The sequence below is a fragment of the Neobacillus sp. Soil_C_43 genome (assembly GCF_057656715.1).
Genome location: NZ_JBDGJV010000001.1, coordinates 189456 through 201410, shown reverse-complemented (window position 1 = coordinate 201410; position 11955 = coordinate 189456). Strand labels below are relative to the sequence as shown.

Here is an 11955-nt window from a genome sequence, read left to right as displayed (position 1 = left end):
GCGGTCAAGATGAAAGTGAATTTACATCCAAAAGAGGGACTGCTATTTGAAGCATTTCTTGTCGTGTTTATTGTCCATGCCATCCAAACGGGAGTAGGTTTAGTAGGACTTCCGAGGGTTGTCTATATGGAAGCCAAGCATGATGCATGGATTGCTGTCCTTCTTGGAGGGATTTTTACTGCATTTGTATTAGTCATGATGGTGCGTATGCTTGGAAAATATGACAGTGCTGATTTGTACGGTATCCATGTTGATGTTTTTGGTAAATGGATAGGTCATGCATTAAGTATTTTCTATATGCTGTATTTAAGTCTTAGCTTTTTTATTATCCTTATGAATTATATAGAAATTGTCCAAGTTTGGATTTTTCCAGATCTTCCTACCTGGCAAATTTCTTTAGTTTTAATCCTTCTGACTATTTATGCTGTAACTGGTGGTGTTCGTGTAATTGTAGGAGTGGCCTTCCTATCCGTATTGGGGACCTTTTGGCTAAACTTTTTCATCATTGTACCTATTAGGTATTCCGATTTCAAACATCTTCTTCCCATTATGAACATTAATATGATGCAGCTAGTGAAGGGTATGTACAAAACTACTCTATCGCTCATGGGGTTTGAATTAATTATGTTCTTTTATCCTTATGTAAAAGACAAAAAGAAAGTCATGCTGTACACACAGATAGGAAATCTTTATACCACTGCAATATTTACTTTGATTACTCTAGTATGTATTGCGTTTTTCTCAGAAAATGGTTTAGCACGAACCATTTGGCCGGTTTTATCGATGTTCAAGATTGTGAAACTGCCCAACTTAGAACGATTTGAATTTATTGCCGTTTCCTTTTGGATGTTAATTATTTTACCAAATATGTGCGGTTATTTATGGGCCGCTTCTAAAGGGCTTAACAGAATCTTTCAATTGAAACAGAAAAAAGGGATTTGGATTCTTGGGCTTTTAGTTTGGATAGGGACTTTTTTTATAAAAGCACGGTACCAAATGAATGTTGTAACTGATTACACGGCTAGGCTTGGATTTGTTGCAGCGTTCTGTTATCCAATACTCCTTTCAGTGATTGTTTCTGTGAAAAAGTGGCTTCAAAGGAGGAAGAAATCAAATGCAGAAGTGTAGCAGAAGTAAATTACTATTATTACTTGCTTGTTGCATGACAATCATGACAGGATGTGTGGAACAAAAGCCGCTTGAAAAGTTGGGCCTCATTACTACTGCCGGATACGATTTAATAGGTAAGAAGCAAATTAAAGGAATTGTAGTCGTACAAAAGTTTGATCCTATGGCTAAATCAGCAACAAAGGTTATAAGTGCGATTTCGAAAACAAGCAAGGGATTAAGGCAAGCAGAAAATCTAAAATCCAACCAAAAACTGGTCTCAGGACAGCTTCGGTCAGTTGTTTATAGTAGAGAACTTGCTGAAAGAGGTATTATTCAATTAGTTGATACGTTAAACCGTGATGCTGCTATTGGCAACATGGTTTATTTAACAATTGCAGACCAAACAGCTGAGGAGATTATGAAAATTGACCAGAGTAAAACAAATATTAACCTTGGCACATACATCTATAACTTAATCAAACAGAATGTCGAGGGAGAGCAGATTATCTCACCCACCTTACAAGAATTTAATCATAATTACTATGATATTGGAAAAGATCCCGTTCTACCCATTTTAAAAATACAAGGTGGGGACGTGGTTATTTCAGGCGTCGGACTATTCAGAGAGGATCGATTGGTTGATGAGCTGAAACAATCGCAGCTATTCTTTTTGAAGATTCTAGTTGATAAATATAAAGCCGGAACACTGGAATTAGGGTTTAAAAAAGAGGAACTTCAAGATATTATGCTAAAAGGTTTAGTACAAACCCCCTTGTATAATAAAATCTACCTCACCATTGATAATATAAGGAGCAAGTCTAAAATAAGACTGATTGACAAGCAGAACCTCAAATTCAAAGTGGAAATAAAATTAGATTCAAGGTTATTAGAGATGACAGAGCCACTAGATTTGGCGAAACCGGCTACGGTAAAACTACTAGAGAAAAAAATGAGCAAAGCAATGGAAAAGCAAGTAGAGGAGCTACTCTATCATCTAAGGGAACTAGATATTGATCCTATAGGCTTTGGAAACGAGTATGAAGTACATTACAGAGGCCAGCAAATATCCAAAGAGAAATGGAGAGAACTATATAAAAAGGCTGAGTTTGATGTACAAGTAAAGAATAGGATTGAGAAAACAGGTGTAATTGATTGAATAAACTCTTTCTCTTTTCACTTTTGTCTTTCTTTGTTAAACTATTCACGAAATGAATAGAAAAGGTTGCAGGTGATTAGATGAAGATTCGGTTTTTGTTGTATTGTGTGATCGTTGGTATGCTTTTATTATCCGGATGTGGAAAAAAAGAAATAGAAAATGCCGTTAATTGGCCTATTAAAGATTTTACAGCAACTAGTCAGGAGCATAAGACGGTTGGATTAAAAGATTTAAAAGGTAAGGTTTGGATTTCAGATTTTATTTTTACAAGCTGTGCCGATGTCTGCCCACCAATGACTGCTAATATGGCGAAATTACAAAAAATGGTAAACGACAAAGGGTTAGAAAACATAGAGTTTGTTTCCTTCAGTGTCGATCCTTCAGTGGATACTCCAGAAGCATTAAAGAACTATGCTACGCAGTTCGGTGCCGATCTTAAAAACTGGACGTTACTAACGGGTTATTCTCAAGAGTTTATTGAAGAATTTGCTTTGAAGAACTATAAGGCACTTGTAAAAAAACCGGAAGAAGGAAATCAAGTGATTCATGGAACCTCAATCTATTTAGTCGACCAGAAAGGGAATATTAAAAAGTCCTATAATGGCTACAAGGATGTCCCGTTTGAAGAAATAATTTCTGATATAAAATCGTTACAATAGACCAATGAAATGGTCTATTTTTTTTACCAAGAATAGGATATAGTGTATATTTGTTTTGAATGATTTGGGTCGTGGTATAATAAAATTAGTTTAGAAAGCAGGTGAATAAAGATGAAAAAGTTTTTCACCGCTCTAATTCTCTCGATATTATTTTTATGTTCATGTATTCAATCTAACCCTTTAGAATTTCATCAAGAAAAGAAGGTAGCAGCACAGGTTTTTGAACCAATTCCTGCTGATTTTTATCCGCGTAAACTAACGATTGTTTCTGTAGGTGATTCCTTAACGAAGGGCATTGGGGATAGTACTGGTAAAGGTGGATACTTACCATATTTAGAGTCTATGCTAGAAAAAGAAAAAGGGATTCAAGAAGTTGAGTTTTATAATTTTGGTGTAAAGGGTAATCGAACCACTCAACTTTTAAAAAGACTACAATCACCAAAAATGAAATTAGCAATAAAGAAGGCTGATTTAGTCATTCTGACAATTGGCGGCAATGATATTATGAAAGTTGTAAAGGATCATTTCTCTAATCTTCAGGTTTCTGACTTTATGAAGGAAAGAGAAAATTATAAAGACCATTTAACTCAAATAATGGAGGCTATTGCACAAGAAAATCCGGATGCATCTATCGTTTTAGTTGGCCTATATAATCCATTCGCCAAATGGTTTTCAGATATTAAAGAGATGGATCAAATTGTTGCCGATTGGAACCAAACTGGTCAAATGGTTATTGCCAATTATCCTCGTGCATATTTTGTCCCAATTGAGGATGTGTTCTTAAATGCAGCCGAAGACCTTTTCTACACAGATAATTTCCATCCAAATAACAAAGGATATGAACTGATTGCACAAAGGTTGAATCAGACACTTGGAGAAAGTGTATTACCTGATATGGAGAGAAAATCTTATACAGTCAGTACAGAGGAGAATTAGACATTTATGAAAAACAAGTGGAAGATTGGGTTCCTTCTCTTGTTAGGAATCAACGTATTAATCGCTATTATCATGTTATCTTTAATAATGATGCCAACGAGTAATAAGGAGAGTAGCAAACAAAAAGATTTAAAGGAGGATGATCATGTATCCTTCCATGTAAAATCAAATAAGAATGATCTTAATCAGCTAATCAATCATTACTTGAAGGAAGAAGCTGCTGATTCACCAATAGAGTACCAAGTCGTACTTGGGGATGAAGTGGAACTATATGGAACAATACCTTTTTTTAGTGAAGAACTAAATATGAAACTTACTTTTGTACCTGAAGCGTTAAAAAATGGCGATTTGGTTCTTAAACAAAAATCAATGGCGATTGGCCGATTACATCTACCAATTGCTTACGTTTTATCATTCATAAGTGACAATTACAAGCTCCCTAGGGGAGTGGATATTCGTCCAGATGATCACTTGGTTTACGTTCATATGCAGCAATTAAAGTTGAAAAGTGATTTGAAAATCCAAGCAGATAAATTTGATTTAAAGAAAGATGATATCGCATTTACCATTTTAGTTCCGGTGAAATAGGGGGGCTGACTTATAGTCAGCCTCTCTCTTTTTTTAATCCTTCAGGCTAATATAATGGATTTCAGGTTTCTCTTTTACTAACCCTAGAAAAATGATGGTGTAGCTTTCATTGGGTTTAAAAGAAACACTTGGCAAAGAAAGAACTACTTCTTTACTACCCGCCTCCCTTGCTTCAAGGTCAACTGTCATGGGGGTTAAACCTAAATATTCTGTTGCTTGTTTATAAGAGACTTTAGGAAAGATTACATCTCGGTCCTTTACGGCAATATCTAGTGGAGGAGCATCTGGTGATAAATGGATAAAACGCACCTTTGCTTCATTTAATGGTGTGGAAGGCTCATTTTGAAATACCAGCAGGCGTAATTTTTTTACAGAGTCTATAGCCGTTAAGGTATAGGACTTTCCTGGCTCTACTGTTATTTTTTTATTTAAAACACTATCTACCATGTTCCCTGCTGGATAAATATCAATATGATATTTCCCCGCCTTTAAAGAAAGTTCATTACTTATCTGTTTAAATGATAAGTCTCTGATTACTCGCTTCCCGTTAATATAGATATCAACATTGGGTGCATCTGGAGAAGTATGAAGGATGCGTATTTTCGCCTCAGTTTGAGATATTGGGAGAGGGGTTCGCATAAACTGCAGGGCTTTATTCATGTATTTTAGATGTTTACCATAATAGTGCATGTGCAGATTTGGGAGTGAATATTTATAGTATTGTGCCAACAAATCATACATTGCCGCTCTTTGTAGATAATCGGTAGAGGTTCTTTTATCAGACATTCTTTTCAACTCCTATCTATTGGTTTACATGATAATTTATTCATGCTTATTTAGGTAGGTGTCTACCATCTCTTGCTGAATGTTGAAAATTTTTCATTATTTGTTTACAAATGGATAAGTTAAACATATACTTAAAATAATTACGATTGAAAGCGGGTGAAGTGCAATGTTAATTGGAAATATTCGTAGAACTCATGATGTGAATATTGTTTGCACAGCCCAAAGAGGTTCAATTTAGGGAGATTTCTACCCTTTATTCCACTATGCGAGTAAAACCATGGGCTGTGTGTGCCTATGGTTTTTTATTATGTAAAAAATACATTCTCGCTGGAGGAATTAAGATGAATTTAGTAACAATGGGAGTAACAGATAAAGTAAAAAATGATTTTGATCATGTTAAAACAAGTGAAGAATTAGTTCTTGGACGTGTAGCACTTGAGCATAAACACTTGTACCGAGTATGGACGGAGCAAGGTGAGCTGCTTTGTGAAGTATCAGGGAAATTTAGCTTTCAAGCTCAGAACCGTGAGGATTTCCCTGCTGTAGGAGATTGGGTCTGTTTGAAGCCTAGATATTCAGAAGAAAAGGGCACAATTATGGCCGTATTGCCACGAAAAAGTAAATTTTCAAGAAAATCTGCAGGTGACACAGCAGAAGAGCAGATCGTTGCTACAAATGTGGATACGGTCTTTTTAGTTAATTCATTAAATGAGGATCTAAATCTAAGAAGAATCGAACGTTATTTATTGTTATCATGGGAAAGTGGGGCATCACCAGTAATTGTTTTAAGCAAAGCAGACCTTTGTTCAGACATCCATTCGAAACTAAATGAAGTGGAGGCTATTGCCTTGGGCGCTGTACCTGTTATTCTAATCAGCTCGGAAACGAGTCTTGGACTTGATAGCTTAGAGCCTTACCTGAAACCAGGAAAAACAATTGCCCTGCTTGGGTCATCAGGTGTAGGGAAATCGACGTTAACTAACAGGTTACTAGGGAAAGAAAAGCAATTGGTACAGGAAATAAGGCTTGGTGATGATAAAGGAAGACATACGACAACCCATAGAGAAATGATCCTTTTACCGAACGGCTGTGTACTCATTGATACCCCTGGAATGAGAGAATTACAGTTGTGGGAAAGTGCTGAGGGCTTATCTGAAACCTTTTCGGAAATTGAGGAATTGGCCGGACAATGCCGCTTCCGTGATTGTCAACATAAGGATGAACCATGCTGTGCTGTAGTAAGGGCCATTGAAGATGGGGACGTTTCGATTGAAAGGTTAACTAGCTATAATAAGTTGCAAAAAGAGCTCGCATATATTGAGAGAAAAACGGATAAACGAGCTCAGGCAGAAGTTCGAAAACAATGGAAGAGTATTAATAATCAAATTAAAAAAAGGAAGAGTCATTAGATAAAATTAAGTCGAACCAGTGTATGCTGCTTCGACTTTTTTTGTATAAACAGCAGATTTTATTTTTGTATCAACATTCTGTATACTTTTAATACAGACAATAACCAACAGAAAGGGTGGGGTATTTGGAGAAAAACTACGAAGTCGCTACTTTTGCCGGAGGCTGTTTTTGGTGTATGGTCAAACCCTTTGATGAACAGCCTGGAATTAAAAGTGCTATTTCCGGATATACGGGAGGTTCTGTAGAGAATCCTACATATCAGCAGGTATGTACGGATACAACCGGTCATTATGAAGCTGTACAAATAACCTACGATCCCGAGGTTTTTCCATATGAAAAATTACTCGAATTATTTTGGCAGCAAATTGATCCAACAGATCCTGGAGGTCAATTTTATGACCGCGGACAATCGTATCAAACGGCGATTTTTTACCATAACGAAATGCAAAAAAAACTGGCTGAAGAATCCAAGAAAGTGTTGGAGGAAAGTGGTAAGTTTAGTAAACCAATTGTTACTCCACTATTGCCCGCCAAGACCTTTTATCCGGCTGAAGAATACCATCAGCAGTATTATAAGAAAAATCGCGCACATTATGAGTCCTATCATATTGGCTCGGGTAGGGCAGGTTTTATCCAAAAGCATTGGGGAGATGAAAGTGATAAATAAGGATAAGCTAAAACAGGAATTAACACCAATTCAATATGAAGTAACACAAAATAATGGGACAGAGCCTCCTTTCAGAAATGAGTATTGGAATGAAACTAGAGACGGAATTTATGTGGATCTGGTTTCTGGGAAGCCTTTATTTAGCTCGTTAGATAAGTTTGATGCTGGATGTGGATGGCCAAGTTTTACGAAGCCGATCCAAGAAGAAGAAGTCGTAGAAAAATCTGATTTCAGCCATTTTATGGTTCGGACGGAAGTCAGAAGCAAAACTGCTGACTCCCATTTAGGCCATGTGTTTGACGACGGCCCCCATCCAACAGGCTTACGGTACTGTATTAACTCGGCCGCTTTAAGGTTTATTCCAAAGGAAAAACTTGAAGAGGAAGGGTACGGAGAATTTGTAGAACTATTTGAAGAAAAATAATAAAAGCCGCTCAGCTGAGCGGCTTTTATTATTTATTCTTTTCCCTTTTGTTTCGATGTAGAGGTCATTCCACCAGAAAGGATAAATTTCATTGCATCCTCAGGCTTAACATCGATAATCTCCACCTGGTCCTTTGGGATAAGGAAGGTAAATCCAGCTACCTGAAAGGTTTGTGGGATATAGACTGCTACATGATCCTTTAAAGGACTATAAAACTCCTCTACCTGTTCGGAAGTTATAAAACCCATACTCCGCATGTCAGTTCCGGGAATGACCACAAGCGCAACCTTGGAGAAAGCTTTCTTGTCACCAAGAAAGGATTGGACGGTATCTTTGATAACTGAATAAATGGTTTTCACAATTGGGATTCTTTCCAGTAGATGATCAATCAGTTTGATGATCTTGCTCGTTATAAATTTGGTTGACAGCCAGCCTAAAAAGGTAATTAAGATGATGGTGGTTAGTAATCCGAATCCAGGAATATAATCTTCCTTTAAAAAAGGTTTCAAGCTATTGCCAAGTAATCCGTCTAAAAAGAGAAAGGTCTTATAAATAACATAGAACACCAGAATAATTGGAACAATCGTTAAGATCCCATTAATAAAACTTTTAATCATTGATTTCATGGTTTCACCTGCAATTTTTATCATTGTCTTTCATAATATAGGCGAATGCACATACAGGTCAAGTATCTAGTTCATAAAGTAACAGTGAAAAGAAACAAATTATCGAGGAGTGAATGTTTATGTATCATGGATACGGATATGGTGGTTTTGATGGGTGCTGTGGTCCTGCATACCCAGCAGCTGGTTGTGGAGTTGGCTTTGGTTTTGGAGGATTCGCGTTAATCGTTGTATTGTTCATCTTGTTAATTATCATCGGAGCAAGCTGGAACTTTTGCTAAATAGATAAGGACTGACTCATGGATGTTCTCCATGAGTCACTTTTTTTATATGCGTATTTTTCTGAAAACAAACCAAAATACGAACATTAATTAAAATTAATAAAAAATAGTTCGTTTTTAATGTTGACGGTACCACTATCGTCTGATATATTTACCAGTGGATGAGTAAAATGACTTTGGAGGTATTGGACAATGAATGCTAAATATGATGTGATTGTAGTGGGTGCTGGCCCCGCAGGGATTTTTACCTGCTATGAACTTACACTAAAAATGCCGAACGCAAAGGTGCTATTAGTGGATAAAGGACATGATATTTATCGGAGAAATTGCCCAATCTTACAGAAAAAAATTGAAAAATGCCCGCCTGCTTCGGGAAGAAAAGAGTTTGCAGGCTGCCTGCCCGCTTGCTCCATTACCAATGGGTTTGGTGGTGCAGGCGCTTATTCTGATGGGAAGTTTAATATAACTAGTGAATTTGGTGGATGGATGACAGATTACCTCTCAGATTCTCAAGTGGTTGATTTAATTCGTTACGTCGATGAAATTAATTTAAAACATGGTGCGACAGAAAGCATTACAGACCCATTAACAGATGAGGTAAGGGATATTGAACGTCGTGGCTATGCTGCGGGGCTAAAACTGTTGCGTGCCCAAGTTCGTCACCTTGGTACGGAGCAAAATCTAGAAATCTTAAAAAGTATTTTTGAGTACTTAGCAACAAAGATTGAGATGTCATTTAAAACTGAAGTTGAGGATTTAATTACAGAGAAAACAGCAAATGGTCATATTGTAAAAGGTATAAAACTGAAAGCGGACAAAAATATTTATGCAGATAAAGTGGTTATTACCCCAGGAAGAGATGGTTCGAAGTGGCTTTCTGATCTATTAAAATCTCGTAGACTTCGGATGATCAGTAACCAAGTGGATATCGGTGTTAGAGTGGAAACTTCCAACATTGTCATGCAAGAAATTAATGAGCATTTGTATGAAGGGAAGTTTGTATTTAACACATCGGTGGGAACTAGGGTTCGAACTTTTTGTAGCAATCCTTCGGGACATGTGGTTGTGGAAAATCATTCGGGAATTATGTTAGCAAATGGGCATGCTTATAAAGATCCCAAACTTGGAAGTCCGAACACCAATTTTGCTTTATTAGTCTCCCATACGTTCTCTGAACCATTTGATAAGCCGAATGAATATGCCCACGAAATTTCGCGTCTTGCTAATACCCTTTCTAATGGTGGATTAATTGTTCAAAAGTACGGGGACATCTTAAAAGGAAGAAGATCGACAGAAAAAAGAATTAAGGAAGGTTTCTTAGAGCCAACCTTAAAAGAAGCAGTCCCTGGAGACCTTGGTTTAGTACTTCCGTATAATACATTAAAAAGTTTAGTAGAAATGACAGAGGCGCTGAATCAAGTTACCCCTGGTCTTGCGTCAGAACACACGTTATTCTACGGTGTGGAAGCAAAATTTTATTCAGCTAGACCAAAGTTAAACGACCGATTTGAAACGGAAATTAGCGGTCTGTATGTTGGTGGTGATGGAGCAGGAGTTACTCGAGGTCTGGCTCAGGCAAGTGCCTGTGGTGTTTGGATCGCAAGGGATATTATTGAAAAAACACCAATGGAACAAAAACGCGTAACGATTATGGCTTAAGCCGCAGCTTACGAATAGTTTTTTATTGGAAAGAGGAGGTTATCCATTAAACCTCCTCTTTTTTCAGAATATAAGAATGTTTTAAAATTCGACTTTGAGAATTGTCCAGCTCCAACGCCTAGCCCCTCGGGTCAAATAACCTTCGGCAATAAAAGTCAAAAGGCGGACTTTTATTGCCGAAGAACATTTGCCTGTCGGGGCTGACCAAGGCTCTTGCGCTTTTCTTACAATTAACCTATCGTTACTTTTTCCTTCGGATAATTGAACTTTTCTTTGCTGCTTTTACCACGTAAAATAAGCAAGCATGTAACGATTCCAACTCTCCCAATAAACATTAATATTATGATCATAATTTCGCCAAATGTGGTTAACCGTGGTGTTAAGCCCATTGATAAACCATTAGTACCAAAAGCAGAAGAAACTTCAAAAATAACCTCAATGACGGTACCTTCCTCTGTAATAGTTAAAATTAAAATAGAAATTAAGCAAAGGAAGGCACCCGTTGTAATAACGATAAAGGATTTAAGAATGTCCTCGCTAAGTAATTCTCGTCTGAATATTTTAACTGTACTTTTCCCTTGGGCGTAGAAGACGATGGCTAGAATAACAATGGCAAATGTCGTCGTCCGAATTCCCCCGCTTGCACTGCTAGGTGATCCCCCAATAAACATTAGGATAGATAGGAAAAGTTGGTTGCTTGGAGTAAATTCGTTGATATCTAGAGTAGCCAATCCCGCACTTTTTGTTGTAGCTGAATGGAAAAGTGAATAAAAAAAGGCTTCATGCCACTCTTTGTTCACAAAAAAATGGCGACTATCAAATAGGTAAATGAATAAAGCTCCCACAACGGTAAGGCTGATAAAGGTGACCGTTGTTAATTTAGTGAACAGAGTAAAATGAAACTTCTTCTTTTCCTTTCGACTTAAAAAGAATTCTAAAACTTCTACAATAACCGGAAAACCTATCGCTCCTACAACCATCAATAAAATGATCGTGCTTTGAATAAAATAATCATTATTAAATGGATTTAGAGACTCACCTGTGATATCAAAGCCTGCATTGGTGGTTGCGCTGATAGATGCGAAAAATCCGTGTTTAAATGCAGCCAACGGGCTTTCAAAATAATTTAAAAACCGGATTCCTAAAATAATCCCACCTATAATTTCAAAAGAAATAATGATAATGAATATTCTTTTGGCAAGCTGAACCAAACCAGCCAAGTTAGATTGGTTTTGATCAATCATGATTAGTTGCCTTTCTTTTAGGCCCACTTTTTTCCCCAACATGATCCATAAAAATGTACTTAAAGACATAACCCCTAGTCCACCCAGCTGTAAAATGACGCATAAGAGAAATATTCCGAAGTTATTAAATGTATCTTTTATTGAAATCACACTTAGTCCAGTCACACTAATCGCACTTGCAGAGGTGAACATGGCATCAATAAAACTTAATGATACATTTTCACGATGTGCAAATGGGATTTTTAATAATAATGTAGAAATAATTAACGCAGAGAAATAAAAGATAACAATTAATTGAATAGTAGAGATCTCTTTGGATTTTGTTTGTATTTTTTTAATTGGGTTCATATCATCATTTCCTTCAGCAATCTAAGTGTAATTCTATAATATTACCCATAAAAAGTAAAAGACA

General features: G+C 36.8%; 13 protein-coding genes. 10 read left to right on the top strand and 3 right to left on the bottom strand.

Annotated features, from left to right (window positions below; all coding sequences use genetic code 11):
* Positions 1 to 9: 9 nt before the first annotated feature.
* From AC3A54_RS01015 to AC3A54_RS00995, 5 genes are all read left to right on the top strand, one after another.
* On the top strand, positions 10 to 1128 hold the full coding sequence (locus AC3A54_RS01015; RefSeq protein ID WP_487653070.1) for a GerAB/ArcD/ProY family transporter: 1119 nt from the start codon (positions 10 to 12) through the stop codon (positions 1126 to 1128).
* On the top strand, positions 1115 to 2266 hold the full coding sequence (locus AC3A54_RS01010) for a Ger(x)C family spore germination protein (RefSeq protein WP_487653069.1): 1152 nt from the start codon (positions 1115 to 1117) through the stop codon (positions 2264 to 2266). The genes AC3A54_RS01015 and AC3A54_RS01010 overlap by 14 nt, the downstream gene beginning before the upstream one ends.
* 80 nt (positions 2267 to 2346) lie before the next feature.
* Positions 2347 to 2925 carry an SCO family protein gene (locus AC3A54_RS01005; RefSeq protein ID WP_487653068.1) on the top strand — a complete coding sequence of 193 codons (579 nt, stop codon included), beginning with the start codon at positions 2347 to 2349 and terminating at the stop codon, positions 2923 to 2925.
* A 111-nt stretch (positions 2926 to 3036) separates the two neighbouring features.
* Positions 3037 to 3861 carry an SGNH/GDSL hydrolase family protein gene (locus tag AC3A54_RS01000; RefSeq protein ID WP_487653067.1) on the top strand — a complete coding sequence of 275 codons (825 nt, stop codon included), beginning with the start codon at positions 3037 to 3039 and terminating at the stop codon, positions 3859 to 3861.
* A gap of 6 nt (positions 3862 to 3867) precedes the next feature.
* On the top strand, positions 3868 to 4449 hold the full coding sequence (locus AC3A54_RS00995) for a YpmS family protein (protein ID WP_487653066.1): 582 nt from the start codon (positions 3868 to 3870) through the stop codon (positions 4447 to 4449).
* Between the two features lie 33 nt (positions 4450 to 4482).
* On the opposite strand, the gene AC3A54_RS00990 is transcribed toward AC3A54_RS00995, so the two are convergent.
* Positions 4483 to 5235: a DUF4397 domain-containing protein gene (locus tag AC3A54_RS00990; RefSeq protein ID WP_487653065.1), complete on the bottom strand. Its 753-nt coding sequence runs from the start codon at positions 5233 to 5235 to the stop codon at positions 4483 to 4485.
* A gap of 341 nt (positions 5236 to 5576) precedes the next feature.
* Between AC3A54_RS00990 and rsgA the strand changes: the two genes are divergently transcribed.
* The 3 genes from rsgA (at position 5577) to msrB (ending at position 7736) form a co-directional block, all read left to right on the top strand.
* Complete coding sequence (gene rsgA, locus AC3A54_RS00985; protein WP_487653064.1) at positions 5577 to 6644, top strand: ribosome small subunit-dependent GTPase A; 1068 nt, start codon at positions 5577 to 5579, stop codon at positions 6642 to 6644.
* A gap of 176 nt (positions 6645 to 6820) precedes the next feature.
* Entirely contained in the window at positions 6821 to 7312 is a 492-nt protein-coding gene (gene msrA / locus AC3A54_RS00980; RefSeq protein WP_487653472.1) for a peptide-methionine (S)-S-oxide reductase MsrA, read from the top strand.
* Positions 7296 to 7736, top strand: coding sequence for a peptide-methionine (R)-S-oxide reductase MsrB (gene msrB, locus AC3A54_RS00975; protein WP_487653063.1), 441 nt, complete (start codon positions 7296 to 7298; stop codon positions 7734 to 7736). Before msrA ends, msrB begins: the two co-directional genes overlap by 17 nt.
* A gap of 32 nt (positions 7737 to 7768) precedes the next feature.
* Here msrB and AC3A54_RS00970 read toward each other — a convergent pair whose 3' ends face one another.
* Complete coding sequence (locus AC3A54_RS00970) at positions 7769 to 8362, bottom strand: DUF502 domain-containing protein (protein WP_308083501.1); 594 nt, start codon at positions 8360 to 8362, stop codon at positions 7769 to 7771.
* A 119-nt stretch (positions 8363 to 8481) separates the two neighbouring features.
* Here AC3A54_RS00970 and AC3A54_RS00965 point away from each other — a divergent pair, with 119 nt between their 5' ends.
* The gene (locus AC3A54_RS00965; protein WP_308083502.1) at positions 8482 to 8640 is read left to right on the top strand and encodes a YjcZ family sporulation protein; all 159 of its coding nucleotides are present in this window, start codon (positions 8482 to 8484) and stop codon (positions 8638 to 8640) included.
* A 192-nt stretch (positions 8641 to 8832) separates the two neighbouring features.
* Entirely contained in the window at positions 8833 to 10299 is a 1467-nt protein-coding gene (locus AC3A54_RS00960) for an NAD(P)/FAD-dependent oxidoreductase (protein ID WP_335545024.1), read from the top strand.
* Between the two features lie 230 nt (positions 10300 to 10529).
* Here AC3A54_RS00960 and AC3A54_RS00955 read toward each other — a convergent pair whose 3' ends face one another.
* Positions 10530 to 11891: a TrkH family potassium uptake protein gene (locus tag AC3A54_RS00955; RefSeq protein ID WP_487653062.1), complete on the bottom strand. Its 1362-nt coding sequence runs from the start codon at positions 11889 to 11891 to the stop codon at positions 10530 to 10532.
* Positions 11892 to 11955 lie beyond the last annotated feature (64 nt).